Consider the following 22,961-nt stretch of genomic DNA (forward strand, 5'->3'; position numbering starts at 1 on the left):
GTTATTTGGTTTGCCGCAGCGGCCTGAACGCGGCGCGCAACTCGGCAGAAAAGAGCTCCGGCCGCTCCCACGCGGCGAAGTGGCCGCCTTTGTCGACCTCATGGAAGTAGATCAGGTTGGGGTAGGCGCGCCGGGCCCACGTCTCGGGGGCCTGATAGCCTTCCCCCGGAAAGACCGTGATGGCCACCGGCAGCGAGACTTCGCTGGTCTTTTCAGGGCCGGCAAAAACGGGACTGCGCCCGCCGCCGTACTCCCAGTAAATTCGCCCGGACGAGGTGGCGGTGTCCGTCAGCCAGTACAGCGTGATATCGTCCAGCACCTCGTCAGGCGACTTTTCGGGGTCGCTTTTGTCGTAGGTCCAGCCCGAAAAGCCCGGATGCCCGAGCATCCAAGCGGCGAGCCCTGCGGGGGAGTCATTGATGGCGTAACCGATCGTCTGGGGCCGGGTGCCCATCATCGTGGCGTAGGATCTGTTCCCCATCTTGGCGGCCATGCTGAGCGCATCGAACGCCGCGCGCTCCTTGTCCATGAGCCCCGCCGGCGCCGGTCCGCCGGCGGCGAGCACCGCGGCAATCTCTGGCGGTACGACAGCCGGCAGGTTGACATGAATGCCGAGCAGGCCTGCCGGGGCCAGACGTCCCATTGCATTCGAAACGGGAGAGCCCCAGTCGCCGCCCTGGGCGACGTAATCTGTGTAGCCAAGGCGCTTCATCAGCTCTGCCCAGGCTCGTGCAATGCGGTCTGTACCCCAGCCGGTATCTGTGGGTTTGCCGGAGAAGCCGAAACCCGGCAACGACGGCAGTACGAGGTCGAACGCGTCTTCCGGGCTACCGCCATGCGCCGTGGGATCGGTGAGAGGGCCGACGGTCTTGAGCAGTTCCAGCACCGAGCCGGGCCAGCCATGCGTCATGATCAGCGGCAAGGCATTGGGATGTTTCGAGCGAACGTGAATGAAGTGGATGTCCACTCCGTCGATCGTGGTCATGAACTGGGGCAGGGAATTCAGCTTCGCTTCCGCTGTCCGCCAGTCGTAGGCCGTGCCCCAATACTCGACGAGCGGCCTGATCTTCGCGAGCTGTATGCCCTGCGACTGGTCATCGACCGTCTCCCGGTCGGGCCACCTTGTCTGCGCAATGCGACTGCGAAGATCATCGAGCGGCGCTTGCGGCACATAGACTTTGAAGGGCCGGATCGAGCGATCCTCGACCGGGTTGGCGGAGGCGGGCGCGGAAAGGATGCAAAGCCCGAATGCCAGCACGGCCGCCAGTTGGTCGAGCCTCATGGCTGCACCTTCTTGTCCGGAGTGTGGAACGTCACCGTTTGTTTGGTGAAGACTTTGCCTTCGGGATCCACCACCTCGATCAGCACCTTGTGCTGGCCGCTTGGCATGCCAACCAAGATGATGGTGTTGCTCTGACCGTAGTCCGCCCACGCCCAAGGCAGGTCGTCGACGGTGACGTGCAGATGCCCGACCCGCGGAGACACGTTGCGCGCGGCCGCCCCGCCCACAGGCAGGATGCGCAAGTTCTCCACCCGGTACGGGATGAACACGACGCCGTTGGCCAACGGACCCGGAAGCGGCGGCTCCACGATCAGCTTGGATGCGGGCTCGTTGTCGATGGGAACGACCGTGCTCTGGGCAAACGCGCCCGTGGCGAGCACGGTGCAAACCGCGAGTGCGGTGAGCGTCTTGATGAGGGGGTTCATTGCAGTCGCTCCCTTCGGAGGTTCGCTACGCAGCTATCGCTGGGCGGAAGATGACGAGCGTCCGGCGCGCCATCCCCCGCCAACACGTCATGTCTGCAACGTCTTGAATGTTGCGCGCACCTCATCGGTGAAACTCTTCGGCTGCTCCCAGGCGGCGAAATGGCAGCCCTTGTCCGTGCGGCCATAGTGCAGAAGCTTCGGGAACGCGCGTTCGGTCCAACTCTTCGGTGCGGTGTAGATTTCACTGGGGTTCGCAGTCGCACCGACGGGAATGGTGATGCCCTTGGCGTCGAAGAAGCCGGCCTTCGCCGTTTGCGTATGTTCCCAATAGAGACGTGCCGACGAGATCGCCGTGTTCGTCAGCCAGTAGAACGTGATGTTGTCGAGGATGTCGTCGCGGGTAAGGCCCTCCGGCTCTCCATCGAAGGAGCGGGCGATCAGCGCATAACTGTCCGCGTCGTGATCGAGGATCCACGCCGCCAGGCCGGCCGGTGAATCGACGATCCCGTAGAGCGTTTGCGGACGAAGAGCCATCTCGTTGGCGTAGCCCAGGCCGTTTTGGTAGAAGAACGCTACCTGCTCGTAGGCACGCTTCTCGTCGGGGCCAAGATCAGCGGGGGGCGGACCGCCGGAGGCCAGCGCCTTCACGATCTCCGGCGGAATGGTCCCCGGCATATTCGTGTGGATGGCGACCAGCTCGGGAGGTGCGATCAGGGCCATCTGTTCCGTGATGAGTGCTCCCCAATCGCCGCCCTGCGCGACGTAGCGGTCGTAGCCAAGGCGTTTCATCAGCACGATCCACGCCCGCGCGATGCGCCCGGGATCCCAACCGGTTTCGGTGGGCTTGCCGGAAAAGCCGTAGCCCGGCATCGACGGGATCACCACGTCGAACGCCTCCGCCTCCGTGCCTCCGTGCGCAGTGGGATTGGTGAACGGGTCGATGATCTTCAAAAGTTCGATGACCGAACCGGGCCAGCCGTGCGTGATGATGACAGGCAGGGCGCCCTGATGCTTAGACTTTACATGGATGAAGTGGATGTCGAGCCCATCGATCTCAGTGACGAAATTCGGCAGCGCCTTCAACTGCGCCTCGCACTTGCTCCAATCGTATTCCGTTCGCCAGTACTGCATGAGCTTCTGCATTGTGGCGAGTTGCACGCCCTGCGTTGGCCCTACAGTTGCTGGGGTCGACCAGATCCGCCGGGACGCCTCGTCGGAGACGAGTTCGCGCTCGGGCCAGCGCGTGGCGGCGATGCGCCGGCGCAGCTCATTGATCTCCTCCTGCGGGAAACTGACGGAGAAAGGGCGGATGGCATCGCTCGTGGATGCGGCGGCCAATTGCGACGGGAGCAGGCTTGCCGCGCCGGCGGCGGCGATGCCGGCCGCCGCAGTGCCCAAAAGTCGCCGGCGATCCTGGTCGATTGCTTCGGAGGTTCTGGTCGTGTCCATGGGTCTCTCCTGGGTTGATGGGTTTGCGATCTATCTACGTAGCTTGAACTACGCCCAGGAGGCGGGATTAGCCCGTTATGCGTCGTGAGCTTGTGTTAGCCGCTGCCAGCCTGCCGCTTTTTTGAGCAGATAGGAGGCGCCTAGACTGTGAGACTCCCTATGGTGCAGGAGCGCTCCTTGACTTAAACTGCGGCGCTGGGTGCAGGCGGCTCCAAAAGAAGACGCCATGACGAAAACGGGAATACAAGCCAAAGACAGATTGTCGTTTGGCCCTTTCCATTTTGCTGCGGGTGAAAGGCTCCTGACAAGAGAAGGCGCTCCCGTAGAGTTGGGTTCGCGCGCCATCGACATTCTCATAGTCCTGACCTCTGCACCGAATGAAGTCGTCAGCAAGAAAGATCTAATGTCGCGGGTTTGGCCGGATGTCGTCGTCGAGGAAGGCAGCCTGCGGTTCCACATGACCGGACTGCGCAGGGCGCTGGGCGATGGAAAGGATGGCGCGCGGTACATCGCGACGCTTCCGGGGCGGGGCTATTGCTTCGTTGCGCCGGTTTTGCGATTAAACAGCCCACGCGACGAAGCCCTATTCATTGCCGCTGAGTTTCCGCACGCGAATCTTCCAAACCGCTTGAGCCGGATGGTCGGACGGGACGAGGATGTTCTTAAGCTGTCGGTGCAGCTGAATGCTTCGCGGTTCGTCACCATCGTTGGCGCCGGTGGCGTCGGCAAAACCACCGTCGCGATCGCAGTCGGGCATCACCTGATCGAAGCATTTTCAGGGGCGGTCTTGTTCGTCGATCTGGGAATGATCGGCGATCCCGGTCTGGTGACGACAGCCGTCGCCTCGATGCTTGGACTAACGGTTCAAACAGAGGATGCGACGCCCAACCTGATCGCTTACTTGCGCAACAAGCGGATTCTCTTGATCCTCGATACCTGTGAGCATCTCGTGGATGCGGTGGCGCCTCTGGCCTCGAGCATCGTCGATGCGGCGTCACAGGTCTACATCCTGGCGACGAGCCGCGAGGCGCTTCGGGTCGAGGGCGAACATATCTGCCGGTTGGATGCGCTTGCGTTTCCGCCCGACGAACCGGGGCTAACGGCGGCCATCGTCCAGACATTCCCGGCCACCCAACTGTTCGTCGAGCGAGCGGTGGCAGGTGGCGCTCGTTTGGACGTCGGCGACGCCGAGGCCTTGATCATCGCAAGCATCTGCCGAAAGCTTGACGGGGTGGCGCTCTCGATCGAACTGGCGGCCAGACGTGTCGAATCCTATGGGCTGCAGCAGACAGCCGCGCTTCTCGATCAACGCCTGACACTGCTGTGGCTCGGTTCACGGACAGCGCCGCCGCGTCAGCAGACCTTGCAGGCGACACTAGACTGGAGCTTTGGGCTCCTGACCGACGTTGAGCGCGTGGTGCTTCGCAGGCTCGCTGTATTCGTCGGTCATTTCACGCTCGATGCCGCCCTGGAGGTCGTGACGAGCGCGACCCTCGACCGATCGACCGTCCTTGGCGCCATGGACAGTCTTGTCGCCAAATCGATCGTGGCGACGCGTCCGGTTGGAGCAATGATGCGCTACAGGCTCCTCGATACGACGCGCGCCTACGTTCTCGACATCCGGATCGATGACGCCGAGGCTGCCGATCTGGCAGTGCGCCACGCCGCCTACTATCGGAGATGGCTGGAGCAGACCGGGATCGAGTGGCCAAGCCTGGCGACCGGTGAGGAGCGGGCGCCCCACTTCGCCGCCATCAACAATGTCCGGGCTGCCCTGGAATGGTGCTTCGGCGACAGCGGAAACGCCGACATCGGCGTCGGACTCGCCAGCGCTGTCGCGCCGGTTTTCCTGGCAATGTCCTTGTTGCCGGAGTGTCATCGCTGGTCTGAAAGAGCAATATTCGCTTTCGACGATGCCGCCCTTGGCGGACTTGACGAGATGCATCTTCAGGCAGCCCTCGGCGTGTCCTTCATGTTCATGCGGGGAGGACGCGACAGGGCGCGCGTAGCTCTGGAGAGGAGCCTGGCGATCGCCGAGCAGCGCGGCGATCCGCTGGACCGGGTGCGTCTGTTGGGTTCGCTCAACATGTTCCATCTGCGGACGGGCAATTTCGCAACCGCCCTTGAGTTTGCAAGGCGTTGTTCAGCCACAGCCGCGACCTTGGACGACTCGGTCGTCAACGCGCTGGCACACTCGATCCTGGGCATCTCGCTCCACCTGCGAGGCGACCTCGCGGAGGCCCGCGCAGAGCTGGAGGCGGCGCTCGACCGTGGGCCGCGCTCCCAGCGGACCACGACGATCTATCTGGGCTTCGAAGGCAAAATCCTGGCCAGGGCCATCCTGGCGAGGAACCTTTGGCTACAAGGCCATCCGGACCAAGCCATGGCACACGCCCGACAGGCCGTCGAAGAGGCTGCCGCCATGGATCATTCTCTAACGTTGGCGATCGCGTTGATCTGGGCGATATCGGTCTTCCTGTGGACCGGTGACCTGAAGAGCGCCGAGGCGTACATAGATATGCTCATCGCCCGCGCGGAATCCCATTCCATGACTCCTTACCTGCTGGTCGGTCGGGGCTTCAAAAGCGAAGTCGCGATCCGTCACGGCGATGCAAAAAGCGGCGTCGAGGGCCTGCAGACATCTCTTCGGAAGCTCCACGCGGCGCCTTATGAATTGCTCACGACGCCGCTCAACCTCTCGCTAGTTAGGGGACTGTCCGCGATCGGTCAGGTTGATGAAGCCATTGCGTTGATCGACGAGTCGCTTGGTCAAGTCGAAAAGAACGGCGACCAGTTGTACCTCCCGGAGTTGCTACGGATGAAGGGAAGCCTCCTTCTCCAGTCGGAGCGCAACCGTGATGAAGCTGCCGCCTACCTCATGCAGGCACTGGAGTTGAGCCGAAGTCAGCGCGCACGGGCATGGGAGTTGCGAACCGCAATCGACATGGCGACGCTGATGGCCGGGCGCGGGGAGATCAACAGCGCTCGCGAGCTCTTGCAGTCGGTTGCGGCGTATTTTGTGGAGAGCCTGAATACGGCGGATGTCGGGGCTGCCGAACACCTGCTGGCGACACTGAGGTAGAGCCTCAATGCCACTTCTCCTAATGGTGTCGTCCCCTCTCGGCGCAATTTCGACGGTGGTGTGGGCACTATTAATGTCGGCTTCGGGAGGACAGGAGTGGCTGGCTGAATGACCGACATGCTGAAGGGTTTCGGGTGCCGTCAGGCGTACGAAAGTCTCTCATGCAGGAACCCGCGGGCCGCAGACGACGGCCTATGGGGATTTGTGTTTCGGAGCGTGCCAGCGCCTGGGGCGAACTTCCGCATAGGATGCGGTGGGCATGTCGTGGAAGCGGCTTCCGGGCCCGGTCGCAGAGCCTGGAGCGTTGATTCCGACGGGATTGGTGTGCGTGACGACCGGCTCGACGGCAATGTGCACATAACATCCCGTTGACCGTCGCCGGCGTGGCGCGGTCGTACGAGCAACTTGGTCATGCCGGGTCATGAGGTGTTCTCCCGGTTCGGCGCTCGTGAGGTCGTCGAGCAATCCGTCCTTGGCAAACACCTCATTCGGATCGCGGCCGGCAAGCAGTTGGTCCAGAAGTTCCTTCTCAATAGCCATGCGATGATTCTCTCCTTTCCATCATCATGGCCTCGCGCACAGAATTCCCGACAGTCCCCCGCGCATTGGTCAAGGACCGTACCGCCGCGCAGAACAGGCAGAAGAACCTGACCATCCCGCTTTTGAAGCGCCAGGCCGAGCAGCGGCTCAGGCAAATCACCACCCAGATCAATGCGATCGACGCCGAATGTCGTACGCTGGTCGCCCGCGAGCCAGATCTTGTCCGTCGCTTCGACATCCTCACTAGTATCCCAGGCCTTGGCGAAGTCACAGCCTTCGCCATCATCGCCGACATGCCGAAGTTGGGAACCCTTGCCAACAAGCAGGTCGCAAGCCTCGCCGGCCTCGCACCGGTCGATCGCCAGTCGGGGCAGTGGAAGGGCAAGTGCTTCATCCGGGGAGGAAGATCGTCGGTCAGGCAGGCGCTCTACATGCCAGCCCTCGTCGCGGTCCGTTTCAATCAGTCACTCAAGACAAAATACCAAGACCTCCGAGACGGCGGAAAACCTGCAAAACTCGCCTTAACCGCCATCATGAGAAAGCTCGTCGTTCTCGCTAACGCCCTCATCAGGGACGACCGGAAATGGTCGCCATCCCTTCCTTGACCAAGACGGATACTCTAGATGCATTCGACAGGCGTTTGACCGACGAAAGCTTAAGCCCCCAAGATGCCGCGGCCTATGTCAAGTGCTGCGAGGCGAGTATGATCGACGCGTTGGTGCCAGGCTTCTGAATGATAATCACGACGATGGTAGTCATTCTCGACGATACAAGAGTTGCTGCCACTTATTCGGACAGGAGCTACCGGTTCGATTGAACCGGTAGCGGTGAACGGAAGGGGCACAAACACCCTTCGGCCGCGATTTCGCCAATAGCAATACCGCAGAAACGTGCCACTTTGGCGGACGATCTGCGCCCTCCGAAGGCAGAAGTTACAGGTTCGAATCCTGTCGGGTGCAGCATTGCCGCAGTTCGCTTGCCGACAACTATTCCTGCTGGAATTGACAGGGCCAATCTTCAGGCCTCGTCAAGCCAGAAGGCAACTCGGTCCGGGCGTCTCCGCAAGCCATGTTGAGCTGCCACTGGGACAGACCCGCCGAATTGGAAAGATCGACACCCTCGATACGGGTCAGAAAGAAAAAGGCGCGGTCAAAGTCTATCGGCGCGGTGAACCTCGCTCCTCGGAAGTCCGCCCGTGCGAGATTGGCAAACGAGAAGCGGCTGCCGCTGATATCGGCGTCATGGAACTGCGCACGCCCCAGTTCTGCCTTTGTGAAATCAACATTGGTCAGATTGGCGTCCTGGAAATTCGAGCGCTGCATTTCCGCGCTCGCAAACACAGCGCCCTGCGCGTCCATACGGCTGAAGTCGGTCCTGTAGCCCTCGATTCTGTCGAACCGGGCGCCTTTGGCGGTCGAGTCGGCCAAGGAAGCACGCACAAGAGTTGCCTTCTCAAGATTTGCCGCACGGAGATTGGTGTTCCTGAGGTCGGTCGAAGTGAAATCAACACCGAACAGGTTCGCCCCGCTCAGGTCCTGTCCATCTAGGATGAGAAGCTTCTTGTCACACTCTTGCCAATTGACGCCAGGCGTCGCGGCTGCGTCGCAATTTTGAGCGGCAGCGGCGTTCTGCCAAGCAAACACAGTGCAAACCGCTAGAACCAAGCCGGATGTGCCGTAAGCTCTGGTTCGCCTCAAAGTCATTGTTGCTGGACCTCTGCTACTCGCCGACACTCACCCTTACCACATCTGCTGACACTCGAGCCACGGTGACCACCGCCGTCACAGTTGGCGCATTTCTCATATTCAAGCTTTGATGTTGATCAACAGATCAACCCGCGCGTAGGGCGCGATTTGCGAGCGCCTCCCCATATCGGCGGTCCAGCAGAGATTCATTTGTCACCGGCCAGGCGCATCATTCCGTAGGTATGCTTGACTAAGCCGAGGAGAGCGGTCGTTCAGGCTGGCGAAGTCGCGTGCCAAGATTGGCCTCCGCTCTGGACGCTTGTCTCGCTAATTGGGAGCCTGCTCGAGTGCAGACCGCCAACCGCCGGCGTCCGCTGCCGACAAGCGTGAATCCGCTTGGTTCCGCACCGGTCGGTACTTCCCGACGGCGAGGTTGACCCGGCACGGGGTGCTAGTCGCACTGACGGCATTGCTTGGCGACGCCGTTATCTTTCTAGGAAATGAGAGTGGTCCCATGCATCTGGCGGCATCAGTAGGGACTCCTGTCGTCGGCCTTTACGGCTTGACACCGCCGGACATATGGGGGCCGCTCGGAGTTCCGCATCGGATCGTGGCGCCTCGGCTGCCCTGCCAATGCGCTGCTCCCAACTTGTGCAAGCCGAACAATCCCGGTGGCGTCTACTGTGTGCATCGCGTGCGAGTAGAGGAGGTCACCACAGCTACCCTCGACCTGATCGAGTTCGAAACGCTCAAATCAATACCGAATCGTTAAGCTCAGCTCAGCTAGTTCGTTGAAGCGGCGGACCTAACAACTGGCCGGATCGACGGCGAGCGGCCTAGGTCCATCAGATCAAAGCCGGGCCTCGATCCAGAACCGAGATATCGTAAACTACACTCTGCGTCTCATGAACGGCCAAGTCAGCAAAATACCCCTATTCACCCCCGCCGTCGGTTACTGCTCATCGCCTTGAGATAGCCTCTTGCGAGTCGACAATCGCCTCCCGCGCTATGACAATGTCTTTCCGGGTGAGAGCATTGCATTCCCTCGCAAGCGCGATTCGAACCGTTATTGCGCGTTCATTTTCCGCAAGACGGCAGCGCGTTCCCGGATAACGAACATTCGATCCCAGCTAACGGCAATCGCATCCCACATAACGACAACGGATTTCCCTGTTAATTCACCGGCGGCCGCGAATATTCACGCAAATCTGGTCGATATTCCCTGACGCCTCGCGCAGGAAATCTCCCACTAAGTAGCTGACATCGCGACAAGATATTGATGTTCTGCCCGCCCAAAGCGCGCATTTCGCACAAATACCCTGCTTTTTGCCTGTTAGCAGGAAATATCAAACGGAGACTGGTTCGCCACAGACCGGTCGGTTCACCATGCTTTCAATAGGTTACCCGAGGGATGCATCGGTCATCAGCCGTGGACGCGTGCAAGGAAGTCGCGCACCAACGCAAGCGCCTCATCGAAATGGGTTTCCAGTAGCCAGTGGCCGGCGCCATCGAGGAGGTGGAACTCAGCTTGCGGCAAGTCGCGTTTGTAGGCGCGGGCCGATGCGGCCGGCATATAGCCGTCCTCGGGACCCCAGACGATCAGTGTCGGCGGTTGCCGTTTGCGCAGATAAGCTTGGTATTTCGGGAACCAGTTGAGGTTCCCCTCCAGCTTCTCCATCAGGCCGACCGCAAGCCGCCGACGGGCTGGCGTGTCCATCAGAGGCCAATGGAGTTTCCACAGATCCGGTGGCACGCGCTCGGCCACGGCCTCGCCAACTTCACCGATGAACTCGTGCCGGAAGCCCTCCTCGCTGACCGCATCTTCCAGCGGGCGATGCTTCTCGGACGTCTTGTCGTTCCAATACATCTTGATGGCTGCGTATTTCGGGCCGAGCACGTCTTCGTAGATGTCGCCGTTCTGGATGATAAGCGCGGCAACGCGCTCCGGATAGGCGATGGCGTGGCGCAATCCGATCTGCGAGCCATAGTCGTGCAGCCACAGCGCATAGCGGATAGGCCGAGCGCGTCAGCGAAAGCCGCCAGAAACCCGGCATAGGCATCGAAATCGTAGCCGAATGCAGCCATGTCGGGCGTGGCGCTGTAACCGAAGCCAGGAAAATCCGGCGCGAACGTGTGCCAGCGATCTGCCAGTCCAGGCATCAGCCTTCGAAACTGATAGGACGAGCAGGGATAGCCGTGCGGCAACAGAAGCACCGGAGCGTCGGCCGGGCCGTCCTCGCGAAAGAAAATAGCGTCTCCGTTAACTTTGACTTGGCGGTGTCGCAATTTTGCCTCCTCGATCGAAAGGCTGCAACCTCCCGCATCCCGTTGTTTACGATGCTCTCGCTGGAAGGTTCCGTGGAAAAATAGACGCGGCAACTGACTTCCAAAACACAAATACGGTGACAGTGCACTTTGTCTTGTTCGCGCGATTGTCGCTTTCTGTACTGCTCCGCTCGGCCAGTCCGGGCATGAGTTCGGGCCACGTGGTCCCCGCACCGTCCAAGGCCAATTCGCAAACTTATGACCAGGCGGAGGGTTCCCGGTCGCGCCGTTGAAAGCGCCAAGGAACCTGCCGCCGATCAGATCGTTTCGCGGTATCTGGCCAGATCGACCGCAACGGAGGAGAGACATGCTCGAAATTCTGCATGCTCACAATCGCGCGACACCGAACATCGGCCGGCTCGGCCAGTTCGGGCTTTGGCACGATGCTGCGTGACGTCGACTACGTCCTGCGAAAACTCGACTGGATGCGCGCCGAAGGCATCTGGCCCAACGGCTTGCGATATCTGTGGACCGATGCATTCGGGGTCGTGCTCTACGTCTCGCTTTACACAGAAACTGGCGAACAGCGCTGGCTGGACGCGGCCGAGCGGCTGGTCGCCGATGTCGAGCGTGTGCTCGGCCGCCGGCGCGGACTGAGGATCGGCGAAGCGGCCGATCGCGCCGGCCAGTACTTCCACTATCTCGCGATGTGGCTGTTCGCCTTGGCGCGCCTCGGCGATCTGAAGCCGGAATACCGCAAGCGCGGCATTGCGCTGGCGCGTGACATTCACCCGGCATTTGTGGTCCCCGGCCGCGGTGTGATCTGGAAGATGCAGGAGGATCTAAGCAGCCCATATCCTGGCTACGGTCTCGGCAGCATGGATGCCTATGACGGCTACGTCTCTTACCGGACGCTCGATGAGGACGCACTGGCGCCCGAGATCGCGCAAATGCGTGATCTGATGCAGCGCGATTGGCGCACCCTCGACATCGAGCAGGACCTCGGCCTCGGCATGATGCTGTGGCTCGCCCATTTCTTTCCCGACGAGCCGTGGGCCGAGGCCCAGACGAGGCGTTCCCTGCGAAGCCTGGAAACGATGTGGGTCGACCCGCCCGGCTATTTCAGCCGTGCCCCATGGCTGGGCGACACCAAGTTCGCCTTCACCAATTACGGCGTTTCGCTCGGCCTGCAGGCCGCCGGTATCTGGCCGGGGCGTGTCGATAGGCTGAACGCCTTCTTCGAGGACTGGCGCTCCGGCGACGAATACGACCGCGAGGCGATCACGTGGGTGATGGCCTGCACCTCGCATCTTCCTGGTGCTTTTCTGACCCGGGGTGGCGAGACAATGATTGAAAGCGACCAAGCTCGGGAACGTTCCTCTGCCGGCGCGGTTGTCGATGGAAGTGCACCGAGACGCAAGGAACGCGGTTGAAATGGCCATTCTCTTGGGAAAACCGGGAAGCTGTTGGGTGGCGGCAGCCAGATCCACGAACTATCCCCAGCTCGAAGGTTCGATCCATGCGGACGCCGTTGTCGTGGGGGCTGGAATTGTCGGGCTGACGACGGCGCTTCGGCTTTGCGAGGCGGGCCGATCGGTGGTCGTCCTCGAAGGCCTGCGCACGGGCGGCCAGGTGACCGGCCGCTCGACGGCCAAGATCACCACGCAGCATACGCTGATCTATCGTCATCTCATCGACACTGTCGGCCGGGAGTTGGCCCAGGTCTACGCCGATGCGAATTCCGCCGGCGCCCGACAAATCCGCGATTGGGTTAACAACTACGCCATCGCCTGCGATCTCGAGAGCAAGGAAGCCTATACCTACACCTGCGACGATCGCCGGCGCGCGGAGGTCGCGGCCGAGGCGGAGGCCGCGCGCCAGGTCGGGCTAGAGGCCGAGGTTCTCGAACGCGCACCGCTGCCTTTCGAAACGGCCGCGGCATTACGGTTCCCCGACCAGGCGCAGTTCAATCCGGCGATGTATCTGGTTGGTCTGGCGGAAGCGGTGACGGCCCGTGGCGGCCGGATCTTCGAAAACAGCCGCGCCACCTCGATCGACGAGGCAAGCCGCTGGCGCGTCGTCACAGATGGCGGCGCCGTTGATGCCGGGCACGTCGTCGTCTCCACCAACATGACGGTGAAGAGCCCCGTCGGCATGGCGAACCGGACGCAACCGCGCTGCCACACCGTGATGGCCTTTCGGATCGATGATCCCCTCCCTGTCGACGGCATGTTCATCGGCATCGACGACCCGACGCATTCCATTCGCACAGGCCGTGATGCCGAAGGTCCACTGCTGGTCACGCTTGGCCCTAAATTCAACACCGGCTGGGATGGCGACGTGGCGAAGCGGTTTGTCGAACTGGAAAAATGGGCAAGAAGGAACCTTCCGGTCGGCGACGTCGCGTGGCGCTGGTGCAACGAGGACTATGATACGGCCGACAGGATCCCATACGCCGGCGAACCCGATCCCGCCAAGGCCGCCGGCTTCCACATTGCCACGGGCTTCAACGCCTGGGGCATCACCAACGGGACGGCCGTGGGCACGATGATAGCCGACCTGATCTGCGGCCGCCCGAGCCCATGGCAAAAACTCTACGATCCGGCCCGGCCCTACCCCGAGGACTTCCACAAGAATGGCCGCAGTCAATCGATCGTCTCGAGCACCCACGACATTGCGCCCGGCATGGGTGGCGTGATCGTCAGGGGAGACGAAAAGATTGCGGCGTGGAGAGACACCGAAGGCGCACTCCAGGCGGTTTCGGCGACGTGCACCCACAAGGGCTGCACCGTGACCTGGAACAATGCGGACCACACCTGGGATTGTCCCTGCCACGGCTCGATCTTCGCCGCCGACGGTTCGGTCATCCACGGCCCTGCCCGAAAACCGCTTGCCCAGATTACATTGTGAAGGCGGCCACTGTGAAGGCGGCGACCGACGCGGCCCGCGTCACGCCGGCCGTTCGTAGGTTCCGACCAACTCCGTCTCCTCCAATGCGTGTTTCTGGGCTTGCTTCCAGACCTGATGCACGCCCGCCTGTCCCGGAACGCTGAGGCTCGGCACATCGAGCGCTGCCAGCAGAAAGTGGTAATGGTGGACGCCATGCCCTGCAGGCGGCTGCGGACCATCGTAATAGGCATTGCCGAAATCGTTGGTGCCTTGCCTGAGGGCCGACGGGCCGGGCTTGCCGTCTTCGGCCTCGGCGAGTCCGCCGGCATCCGGCGGGATATTGAACACCGCCCAGTGCGCGAAAACCCCGCTTGGTGCATCGGGATCCTGCACGACAAGAACAAGGCTCTTGGTACCATCCGGAACACCGGACCACTTCAGCGGCGGCGAGACGTTCTGGCCGTCACGCGCATATTTTTCGGGAATTGTTCCGCCTGCCGGGAACGCCGGGCTGATAAGGGTAAGTGGCATTGCTATTTCCCCAAGGAGGTTGCGACCGAGAAACCCGCGCCGCGCCGTTCACGCCGCTTGCTGAGCTTCGGCGACGCGTCTTATCTCTCCTGGCAGGGATTCGCAGACCTTGTGCATCTGTCCTTCTCCGACGTGATGGGCGAGCACCTTGGACACGACCCTGAATGCATCCTTGGAATCGACCGGACGGGTAAATTCCAGCTCCGCCTTGATCTTGGCCAGAAACTCGTCGAGCGACCGCATCTTCTCGGGAGCTTTGGAAGGCTGATATTGGTCATAGAAGGCGCCGCGCACCAGAATCGGCAGCTGCGAGCCGAGGTGCGCTGCAAGATCCGGCTGCATACGGTCCCGCAAGGCGTGCAGCACCGCTCCGAGAACGTGCCAGGCGACCTGCCGATCCGGCCCAATCTCGTCCATGATCTCGTCGAGCCAGATGTTCGTGATCTGCAGCGTCTTGTCGAATACGTCGAGTCCAGTGGCGTTCATCGAAATCCTCCTTCCATTCAAATCCGACTACGGCTGATACGACCAAACAGCCGTACCTGCCCGTTGTTCCCCGATGGGCATGCCCTGACGCGCATTCATTGTCGGAGGTTCCGCCAGGAGGGAATTCGGGCCGGCTTTTTGCCGCTGTTTTTTCGACCGCCTTTCTTGGCCGGCGCTCGGAACATCCTCATGGGCGGACGAGTTTTATTTGCCGTCGCCGATCACATGGCGACGAGTGATGCAGACACGAGAAACAGGAGAAGAACCATGGCACATCACGATTTGGCGCCCAGGACGCCATCGCGCAGCCTCTACCCATCCGCGCGAGACCCGCTCACGTCATTTCACCGGCAGATTGATCGCCTGTTCGACGACTTCTTTGCGCCAATGGCCGAAGCGACTACGGCGGGCGGTCTTTGGCCGAGCGTCGACGTATATGAAACAGACCAAGCCTATAAGGTCACCGCCGAATTGCCGGGGCTCGAGCAGAAGGATGTTGAGCTCGAGCTGCGCGACAACACCCTCTCCATTACAGGCGAGAAGCGTTCGGAGCACAAGGAAGGCGACGGCGGCCGCACTTACAGCGAACGCAGTTATGGCCGGTTTCAGCGGACCATCCTCCTGGAAACGGAGATCGATGCCGACAAGGTGCAGGCCACTTTCAGGAACGGCGTTTTGGCTGTCGAGCTTCCGAAGAATCCCGCTGCAAAGGACAAAACACGCCGCATAGAAGTGAAAGCGCGATAGTTGCCAAACTGAAGGCTGCCTCAGCAGGCGGCGTTCAGCCCCTGTGGAAGGAGAGCGGCGAGCACGGCGGCAACCGCTCAGGGCGAGCGTCTAGCGCCGGGGATCGTCCGTCGCCTCGGAAACGCCTTCGAGAGCGATCTTGGCGGCTTCCTCATCGGTCCGCCCGAGGTCGGCCAGGGCAATGACGCCGACGAGGCGCTTGTCGTGGTTGATCACCGGAAGACGACGCACCTGATGCTTGGCCATGATCTTCGCCGCATCGGTGATATCGGCATCGTCGAAGCACCAATAGACATGCTCGGACATGACCTCGCGAACGGTCGTGTTGCCGGCTGAGCGCTCCTCGGCGACGCCGCGCATCACGATGTCGCGGTCCGTCACCATGCCGACCAGCCTGTCATTCTCGCCGACCGGAAGGGCACCGAGATTGTCGGCCCGCATTTTCCGGGCGGCATCCCTGATTGTCGTGTTCGGGCCGACCAGTTCGGTCCGACGGCTCATGATCTCCTGAACTTGCATGGGAATATTTCCTCTCTCTGATTGCTGAGGCAACAAGTCGCCAATCGCGCTGTTGCCGCGCATCGCGAGATTGCCAGCTGGCCGGACGAGGCTTGTGCGATCGCTATCCTCTCGATCCCGCGCCAATGCACGTGCCGGCACCTCGCGATTGAAACTATTCTTGGAACGTCCAGGCAGCGAGCGAGTTCCAAAACGGTAACCGGCGTCGCAGCCATCCCACGGGATGTCGCCGCAGGCTGGTGAAAAACATCCACCGGAAAAACAGATGCACGCGGATTGAAGATCATGGCTATCATCTTTTCAGATCGCCGCGAGGCCGGGCGGCGACTCGCCGGAGAGCTCGTTCGCTTTGCCGGGCGCGACGACGTGACCGTGTTGGCGCTGCCCAGAGGCGGCGTGCCGGTCGGCTACGAGGTCGCGCAGGCGCTCAAGGCACCGCTCGACGTCTTCGTCGTGCGCAAGCTCGGCGTCCCCGGTCACGAGGAGCTGGCCATGGGAGCGATCGCGCCCGCAGGCGTACGTGTCCTGAACGACGAAATCGTCAGCGGTCTCGCGATCCCGCCACATGTCATCGACGCGGTCGCCGCAAAGGAGGAAAAAGAGCTTCTGCGCCGCGAGCACCTCTATAGGAACGGGCGACCCCCACCGCAGTTGAATGGACGAACCATTATCCTCGTGGATGACGGGCTTGCGACCGGATCGACCATGCGGGCCGGGATCAAGGCGCTGCGAAAAAACCACGCCGCCCATATCGTCGCGGCCGTTCCCGTCGGTAGCCCCGACACTTGCGACGCGATGCGGGCGGACGCCGACGAGGTCGTTTGCGCGACGACACCAGAGCCGCTGCTCGGTGTCGGGCGGTGGTACGTGGATTTCTCACAGACGAGCGATGAAGAGGTCCGCGCGCTCCTCGCCAGGTCCGTGCCCAAGCCTTCCGCTTCCGACAAACCTGCCGCTTCCGAAGAGGAATTGGCTGGGCACGCGAGTGCGGGTCCGGCGCCTGGCACCAGATCGACATAGCGGAGGTGGATATGGACCGGGATAGCGAGCACGTCGTGCATGTTCCCGCGGGGCCTATCACGCACGAGGGCAATCTTTCGTTACCCCGGATGCCCGCGGCCTTGTGCTCTTCGCCCATGGCAGCGCTGGACGAAGTCGCGGATCTCGCGAGCCGATGGTTCTTGCGCCATCTGATTTCGGACAGATCGGCGTCCACGTCCTGACAGCTGGAGGTTGGATCACCAGTCCCGGGATCATTTGCGTCCTCAACGCGTTAAGGTCCTCGTAAAACAGCGCGCAGCTGCAACCCAAATGGCTGTCGCAACCCCTAGTTGGGAGAAAGACAATGCCGGACAAGAAAACCATCGAGAAGGCCCGAAAGGACAAGCGCGAGGGCAAATCGCCGAGCACGCAGGCCGGCGAGTTCGTGCACGAGGAGATCGATAAAATCCGCCGCGGCGAGCACGGCGCGCGCTCGACCCAGCAGGCTATCGCCATCGGGCTTTCCGAGGCGAGACGCGCAGGCGTAGACCTGCCCCCGCCCAAAAAGGGCAAGGTGAAGGAGAGCACGCGCAAAAGCGCCGAATACGCCTATGAGGCCGGCCAGGGCGAACGCACGCCGAAACGCCGCCCGCGGGTCTCGAAAGCCGTCTCCAAGGTGCTCGAGCACGAGCCGAAGAGCACAGCGTCGCACGAGGCGCTGGCGCAGCAGGCAAAGCGTGCGGCCTCGCGCCGGACGGCTGAGGAGCGTTCCGCAGCCGCAAAGAAAGCCGCCGAGACGAAAGGCGCCAGCGGAAGGAAGGCGGCGGCGCAAAAGGCCGCCAGAACGCGGGCACACCACGCATAGTTCAAAGATGGCAGTTCGGCTCTAGGAAACCCGATATGGCCCAAACGACCGGTATCGAGCTCCGCTCCTGCAGCGTGGGACGGTGCCGCTGCCCAAGGCGAATCAGTGACTGCATCTGCGGGACAACATCGACGTCTTCGCTCGAAATGTTCCCTTACGCGTAACACCGACCCAGAGGTACTCGGCGGCAAGGCCCCGGAGGTACTCGGCGGCAAAGTCGACGGGAGACCGGGAGGAAAGCGCAGCCTGTTTCTTGAGCAGATGCCTATTGCCCACAACGCGGAGAACTCTGATCATGTCCTCAGTAGCCAGCACGACAATGCCACGAACCACCCCTCAGGCGAGACATATCGCTTTGCTCGGCGCGCCCTCTAATCTTGGGCTGATGCCGCAGGAGGGTGAGCCGGAGCCCGGCGCATGGAAGGCGCCGGAGGTACTTCAATCGCTTGGTCTTGCCAACCGTTTGGGCGCCGGTCCGTTGCGCACGGTTCGGGCTCCGCCCTATCGGCCTGAGGTGGACCCTGCGACGGGCGTGCGCAATGCCCAGGCGCTGCGCCAGTATTCCGAGACGCTTGCCGAAGGCGTCGGCGAGGAGCTGAACTCGGGAGGGTTCCTGCTCATACTCGGCGGCGATTGCAGCGTGTTGCTTGGCCCCGCGCTCGCGCTACGGCGTCGTGGCCGCTACGGCCTTATCTTTTTCGATGGGCACACGGATTTCAAATTGCCGGATACGTCGCCCTCAAAGGGAGCCGCGGGCATGGATTTGGCCTTCGTGACCGGCCATGGACCGAAGCTCCTGACCGATTTCGGCGAGCACACTCCTTTGTTCCGTGAGGCCGACGTGGTCGCATTCGGCTACCGCGATGTGCAGGACCCCGCGACTTACACGTCCAAGGCCGTCTTCGACACCGATGTTCACCGGATGGATTTGGCTGAAGTGCGGCGGCGCGGCGTCGCCGATGCTGCACGCGTAGCGCTTGACGCGGTCGCAGGGCAGGACGTCGAGGGTGTATTCGTTCACTTCGATGTCGACGTGCTGGACAGCGAGATCATGTCGGCTGTCGATACGCCGGAAGCCGGCGGTGTCTTGCCCGACGAAGCCGTCGAAGCTCTTCGCACATGGTGCAATGATTCACGCGTGATTGGGATGGAGGTGACGATCTATGATCCCGACCGCGATCCAGATCGTCGCTGCGGCAAGCTGCTGATCGACATTCTGACTGCTGCACTTCGCGACCGGTAGGCCAATTGCGGTCGTCCTGCACTTGTGCACGAATGCAATCCGCCGGAGCGAATGGCAGTCGGTCTGACGGATCGCCGCGCGCATCCATTCCGTGATGCCACCTCATCGGGAACCGTTCTCAACGAACATGGTTCCGAGTGTGCGACTGAAAGCATTTGGCCCCTTTCATCTCGCTACCGCCAAGGAGATTCGCCATGACCGGCAAAACCCGTCCCACCGTCCTGATCACAGGCAGCAGCGGGTTTCTGGGCCAGGCCATCGCTCGCGGCCTGACGGAGCGCCACGACATCATCGGCCTTGATGTTGCCAGGCGGTCCTTGCCCGGCGTCGAGACGATCGAGATCGACCTTACCTCGGATACGAGCGCGGCGAAGGCGCTGGCCGAGGTGCGCGAACGGAGTGGCGGCCGCATTGCCTCGGTGATCCATCTCGCGGCCTATTACGACACGACCGGCGAGGATAATCCGAAATACGGCGCGGTGACCGTCGAGGGAACGCGCCGGCTGCTGAACGCGCTGAGGGGGCTCGAGACGGAGCAGTTCGTGTTTTCGAGCACGTTGCTGGTGCATGCGCCGAGCCCGGCGAAGGGCGCCAAGATCAACGAGCGATCGCCGATCGATCCGGCCTGGGCCTATCCGAGATCGAAGGCCGAGACCGAGACACTGATCCTGAAGGAGCACGGCGACATCAAGGTTGCGATCCTGCGACTGGCGGGTGTCTATGACGAGGATTGCCACGCCGCCTTCATCGCCCAGCAGATCGCCCGCATTTTCGAGCGCATGCCGACCGCCTATCTTTTCACCGGCGACATCACCACCGGACAGCCTTACCTGCACCTGGACGACCTCGTCGACGCCGTAGTGCGCACCGTCGACCGGCGCAGCGAGCTTCCCGACGAGACCGTACTGCTGATCGGCGAAGAGCAGACACCGTCCTACGACGAGATGCAGAAGCAGATTGGGCGGCTCCTGCATGGCGAGACCTGGCGGACCCTGTCCCTGCCCAAGGAGGTGACGAAGCTCGGCGCCTGGATGCAGGAGAAGGTTTTCGACCAGGAGACCGACATCAAGCCATGGATGATCGAGAACGCCGACGATCACTACGAGATCGACATCTCCCGCGCCAGGCGGCTGCTTGGCTGGAAGCCGCGGCACAGCCTGACCGCTACCTTGCCGGAAATGATCCGGCGGCTGAAGGCGGATCCCACCGACTGGTACAAGAAGAACAAGCTTGAACCGTCGGCGGTCGCCGCTTCCGCGCCCGAACTCGACCAGGCCGCCGCAAGGCTGCGGCGTCCGCTCGAGCGCTCAGACGACGAGGTCGAGGTGGAAACCGAACGCCACCGGGCCGCAACGCTCTGGGCGCCACTGACCAATGTTGCCATCGGACTGTGGCTCGTGGCGGCGCCCTTCACGCTCGGCCTGTTCGATCCCGCTTCAGCACCGATTCCGCCGGCGCTCGGACATGAGATCGCCTCGCCGGAGACGCGCGACGGCAGGCTCGGCATCAGTGAGATCGTATCCGGCCTCGCCATCCTGTCGCTGGCGCTTGTAGGCATGCGCCGGCGCTGGCACGGACTGCAATGGATCACCGCCTCGATTGGGGTTTGGGTGATGTTCGCGCCGCTCCTGTTCTGGACCACCAGCGCCGGAGCCTACGCGACCGACACGCTGGCCGGCATGCTGATCGTCGCGTTCGCGGTGATGGTCCCGCCAACGCCGGGTATCAGCCGGCGTGCCCTTGCCGCCGATGACGACCGGCCGCTCGGCTGGAGCTATTCGCCCTCGCTCTTCACCCAGCGCATTCCCATAATCGGCCTCGCCTTTGTCGGCCTGTTCGTCTCGCGTTATCTCGCTGCCTATCAGCTTGGCCATATCGATGGCCTTTGGGAACCGTTCTTCGGCCCGGGCGGAACGCCGGCCGGCAATGGCAGCGAGGCGGTGGTCACCTCCTGGGTCTCCAAGGGCTTTCCGATCGCCGATGCCGGGCTGGGCGCCTTTGCCTATGCGCTGGACATTCTCGCCGGCGCGATCGGCGACCGCCGCCGCTGGCGCACCATGCCGTGGATGGTGCTGTTGTTCGGCTTGCTGGTCGTCCCGCTCGGCGTGGTCAGCGTCGGCTTCATCATCATCCAGCCGCCGCTCATCGGAGCGCTGTGCACGCTCTGCATCGTCCAGGCTGCCGTCACGGTCGTGCTCATCCCCTATTCGGTCGACGAGGTGCTGGCGAGCTGCCAGTATCTTTGGCGTGTGAAACAGGCGGGAGAGCCGTTCTGGCGCACATTCTGGTGCGGAGGCCCGGCACTTTCGGAGGACCAGACGCCGGCGCCCGACCTCGACCGGCCGCTGTCGGAAGTGGCGCGGGACTTCGTCACCGGCGGTGTGAACTTCCCATGGACCCTAGTGGCCAGCACCCTCGCCGGCGCCCTGCTGATGATCACGCCGCTCGCCTTCGGCACAAGCCCGCCGCTCTACTTCAGCGACCATGTCACCGGCTGCCTGGTCATAATGGTCGCCGTTACGGCGATGGCCGAAGTGGGGCGCGCCGTCCGCTTTCTGAACATCGCGCTTGGAGCCTGGATCGCCCTCTCTCCCTTTATCCTCGCCGGCGGTGCGGCGGCGAGCTTCGCCAATCTGGCGATCGGAGCGCTGCTGGTCGGGCTCAGCCTGCCGCGCGGCACGCGCAGCGCTGCGCATTATGGCGGCTGGGACCGAGCCATCGTCTAAGGGATGTTCAGCAGCGCTGGACGATCCGCCAGGTGACTGCAAAGATTGATCCGCATCAGTCTGTCGAACATGTTGAGCGGGAAGTCGGCGAAAGACGCAAAGGCCGCCGCACCCTTCCAACTTGAATTTTCCGCGTATCTGGGTTTCATAAGTCGGCAAATAACTTAGGGAGGAATTTCAACATGATAAAAAGGGCAATTCTTGGCGCCGGCATCCTCGCCGCCGCGTCGGCATCGGGGTCCGCCGAAAGCCTGACCATGTATTGCGGCGTCGATGAGGTCTGGTGCCAGCAGACGGCACGGGCGTTCGAGGAGAAGACCGGCATCACCGTCAATATGACCCGCAAGAGCGCTGGCGAAATCTATGCGCAATTGCGCGCTGAGGCCGCCAACCCAAAGGGAGACATCTGGTGGGGCGGCACCGGCGACCCGCATCTGCAGGCAGCCGAGGAGGGCCTGACCGAGGAATATGAATCGCCGCTGCTCGACCAGTTGCAGCCATGGGCGATCAAGCAGGCGGAAACATCCGGCCACCGCACTGTCGGCATCTATTCGGGTGCGCTGGGCTTCGGCTACAACAAGGATCTGCTGGCCAAGAGCAATCTTCCCGAACCGAAATGCTGGGCCGATCTGATCAAGCCCGAATACAAGGGGCACATCCAGGTCGCCAACCCCAATTCCTCGGGGACCGCATACAATATGCTGGCGACCATCGTTCAGCTGTTTGGCGAGGACAAGGGTTTCGAATACATGAAAGCCCTGCACAAGAACGTTAACCAGTACACCAAGTCGGGCTCGGCGCCGATCAAGGCCGCCGGTCTCGGCGAGACCACCATCGGCATCGTCTTCATCCACGACGCCGTGTCGCAGGTCGTCGCAGGTTTCCCGATCGTTCCGGTCACTCCCTGCGAGGGAACCGGCTACGAGATCGGCTCGGAATCGATCATCAAGGGGGCGCGGAACCTGGAGGCTGCGAAAAAATTCTATGACTGGGCGCTCGAGGCCGACGTCCAGTCCATGGCGCAAAAGGCGGGGTCGTTCCAGGTTCCGTCGAACAAGGCGGCAAAAACCTCCGACAAGGCGCCCGACCTCTCCACCATCAAGCTGATCGACTATGACTTCAAGAAGTATGGCTCGAGCGAAGAGCGCAAGCGGCTGCTGAAAAAATGGGACGAGGAGGTCGCATCGCTGCCGCAATAGCAGATGCGCTTCCGCGAAACCCGCTGGCCCATTGAACCGGTCGCCCT

At 62.1% G+C, this 22,961-nt stretch carries 19 protein-coding genes and 1 pseudogene; 11 read left to right on the forward strand and 9 right to left on the reverse strand.

What is annotated here, in order from left to right:
- Position 1 precedes the first annotated feature (1 nt).
- The 3 genes from NKH71_RS06520 to NKH71_RS06530 all read right to left on the reverse strand — a co-directional run bounded on the left by NKH71_RS06520 (position 2) and on the right by NKH71_RS06530 (position 3,156).
- The gene (locus tag NKH71_RS06520) at positions 2 to 1,282 is read right to left on the reverse strand and encodes an epoxide hydrolase family protein (protein WP_031195070.1); all 1,281 of its coding nucleotides are present in this window, start codon (positions 1,280 to 1,282) and stop codon (positions 2 to 4) included.
- Positions 1,279 to 1,707 carry a DUF6130 family protein gene (locus NKH71_RS06525; RefSeq protein ID WP_023722324.1) on the reverse strand — a complete coding sequence of 143 codons (429 nt, stop codon included), beginning with the start codon at positions 1,705 to 1,707 and terminating at the stop codon, positions 1,279 to 1,281. Before NKH71_RS06525 ends, NKH71_RS06520 begins: the two co-directional genes overlap by 4 nt.
- A gap of 87 nt (positions 1,708 to 1,794) precedes the next feature.
- Positions 1,795 to 3,156 carry an epoxide hydrolase family protein gene (locus NKH71_RS06530; RefSeq protein ID WP_023722323.1) on the reverse strand — a complete coding sequence of 454 codons (1,362 nt, stop codon included), beginning with the start codon at positions 3,154 to 3,156 and terminating at the stop codon, positions 1,795 to 1,797.
- Between the two features lie 226 nt (positions 3,157 to 3,382).
- Between NKH71_RS06530 and NKH71_RS06535 the strand changes: the two genes are divergently transcribed.
- Entirely contained in the window at positions 3,383 to 6,238 is a 2,856-nt protein-coding gene (locus NKH71_RS06535) for an ATP-binding protein (protein WP_023722322.1), read from the forward strand.
- Positions 6,239 to 6,430: 192 nt separating this feature from the next.
- On the opposite strand, the gene NKH71_RS06540 is transcribed toward NKH71_RS06535, so the two are convergent.
- Positions 6,431 to 6,778: a hypothetical protein gene (locus NKH71_RS06540; RefSeq protein WP_352894782.1), complete on the reverse strand. Its 348-nt coding sequence runs from the start codon at positions 6,776 to 6,778 to the stop codon at positions 6,431 to 6,433.
- Positions 6,779 to 6,804: 26 nt separating this feature from the next.
- On the opposite strand from NKH71_RS06540, the gene NKH71_RS06545 reads away from it, so the two are divergent.
- Positions 6,805 to 7,383: a transposase gene (locus NKH71_RS06545; protein ID WP_352588404.1), complete on the forward strand. Its 579-nt coding sequence runs from the start codon at positions 6,805 to 6,807 to the stop codon at positions 7,381 to 7,383.
- A 381-nt stretch (positions 7,384 to 7,764) separates the two neighbouring features.
- Here the strand turns inward: NKH71_RS06545 and NKH71_RS06550 are convergent, their stop codons facing one another.
- On the reverse strand, positions 7,765 to 8,481 hold the full coding sequence (locus NKH71_RS06550) for a pentapeptide repeat-containing protein (RefSeq protein WP_352588401.1): 717 nt from the start codon (positions 8,479 to 8,481) through the stop codon (positions 7,765 to 7,767).
- A gap of 430 nt (positions 8,482 to 8,911) precedes the next feature.
- On the opposite strand from NKH71_RS06550, the gene NKH71_RS06555 reads away from it, so the two are divergent.
- Positions 8,912 to 9,235: a glycosyltransferase family 9 protein gene (locus tag NKH71_RS06555; protein WP_352894685.1), complete on the forward strand. Its 324-nt coding sequence runs from the start codon at positions 8,912 to 8,914 to the stop codon at positions 9,233 to 9,235.
- Between the two features lie 651 nt (positions 9,236 to 9,886).
- Here NKH71_RS06555 and NKH71_RS06560 read toward each other — a convergent pair.
- Positions 9,887 to 10,764, reverse strand: a pseudogene (locus NKH71_RS06560) (alpha/beta fold hydrolase).
- Between the two features lie 347 nt (positions 10,765 to 11,111).
- Between NKH71_RS06560 and NKH71_RS06565 the strand changes: the two are divergent.
- Both NKH71_RS06565 and NKH71_RS06570 read left to right on the forward strand, forming a co-directional pair.
- Positions 11,112 to 12,161 (forward strand): hypothetical protein, encoded by a 1,050-nt coding sequence (locus NKH71_RS06565; protein ID WP_352894686.1) that lies wholly within the window; start codon positions 11,112 to 11,114, stop codon positions 12,159 to 12,161.
- 1 nt (position 12,162) lies between these two features.
- Positions 12,163 to 13,638 carry an FAD-dependent oxidoreductase gene (locus NKH71_RS06570; protein WP_352894688.1) on the forward strand — a complete coding sequence of 492 codons (1,476 nt, stop codon included), beginning with the start codon at positions 12,163 to 12,165 and terminating at the stop codon, positions 13,636 to 13,638.
- 39 nt (positions 13,639 to 13,677) lie between these two features.
- Here the strand turns inward: NKH71_RS06570 and NKH71_RS06575 are convergent, their stop codons facing one another.
- Both NKH71_RS06575 and NKH71_RS06580 read right to left on the reverse strand, forming a co-directional pair.
- Positions 13,678 to 14,148, reverse strand: a complete 471-nt coding sequence (locus tag NKH71_RS06575) for a YbhB/YbcL family Raf kinase inhibitor-like protein (RefSeq protein WP_023720888.1) — start codon at positions 14,146 to 14,148, stop codon at positions 13,678 to 13,680.
- A 48-nt stretch (positions 14,149 to 14,196) separates the two neighbouring features.
- Complete coding sequence (locus NKH71_RS06580) at positions 14,197 to 14,634, reverse strand: DUF2267 domain-containing protein (RefSeq protein ID WP_352641801.1); 438 nt, start codon at positions 14,632 to 14,634, stop codon at positions 14,197 to 14,199.
- A 267-nt stretch (positions 14,635 to 14,901) separates the two neighbouring features.
- Between NKH71_RS06580 and NKH71_RS06585 the strand changes: the two genes are divergently transcribed.
- A complete protein-coding gene (locus tag NKH71_RS06585; protein ID WP_352480830.1) occupies positions 14,902 to 15,381 on the forward strand; it encodes an Hsp20/alpha crystallin family protein in 480 nt (159 codons plus the stop codon).
- A 90-nt stretch (positions 15,382 to 15,471) separates the two neighbouring features.
- Here the strand turns inward: NKH71_RS06585 and NKH71_RS06590 are convergent, their stop codons facing one another.
- Complete coding sequence (locus NKH71_RS06590) at positions 15,472 to 15,900, reverse strand: CBS domain-containing protein (protein WP_023677862.1); 429 nt, start codon at positions 15,898 to 15,900, stop codon at positions 15,472 to 15,474.
- 285 nt (positions 15,901 to 16,185) lie between these two features.
- On the opposite strand from NKH71_RS06590, the gene NKH71_RS06595 reads away from it, so the two are divergent.
- The 5 genes from NKH71_RS06595 to NKH71_RS06615 all read left to right on the forward strand — a co-directional run bounded on the left by NKH71_RS06595 (position 16,186) and on the right by NKH71_RS06615 (position 22,914).
- Positions 16,186 to 16,920, forward strand: coding sequence for a phosphoribosyltransferase (locus NKH71_RS06595; protein WP_352641794.1), 735 nt, complete (start codon positions 16,186 to 16,188; stop codon positions 16,918 to 16,920).
- A 325-nt stretch (positions 16,921 to 17,245) separates the two neighbouring features.
- Positions 17,246 to 17,746 (forward strand): DUF6496 domain-containing protein, encoded by a 501-nt coding sequence (locus NKH71_RS06600; protein WP_023678569.1) that lies wholly within the window; start codon positions 17,246 to 17,248, stop codon positions 17,744 to 17,746.
- A gap of 355 nt (positions 17,747 to 18,101) precedes the next feature.
- Positions 18,102 to 18,989: an arginase family protein gene (locus tag NKH71_RS06605; RefSeq protein WP_352588390.1), complete on the forward strand. Its 888-nt coding sequence runs from the start codon at positions 18,102 to 18,104 to the stop codon at positions 18,987 to 18,989.
- A 194-nt stretch (positions 18,990 to 19,183) separates the two neighbouring features.
- On the forward strand, positions 19,184 to 21,715 hold the full coding sequence (locus NKH71_RS06610) for an NAD-dependent epimerase/dehydratase family protein (RefSeq protein WP_352894691.1): 2,532 nt from the start codon (positions 19,184 to 19,186) through the stop codon (positions 21,713 to 21,715).
- A gap of 182 nt (positions 21,716 to 21,897) precedes the next feature.
- The gene (locus tag NKH71_RS06615) at positions 21,898 to 22,914 is read left to right on the forward strand and encodes an ABC transporter substrate-binding protein (protein WP_352788850.1); all 1,017 of its coding nucleotides are present in this window, start codon (positions 21,898 to 21,900) and stop codon (positions 22,912 to 22,914) included.
- Positions 22,915 to 22,961 lie beyond the last annotated feature (47 nt).

This window comes from Mesorhizobium sp. M0983, assembly GCF_040318975.1.
GTDB lineage: Bacteria > Pseudomonadota > Alphaproteobacteria > Rhizobiales > Rhizobiaceae > Mesorhizobium.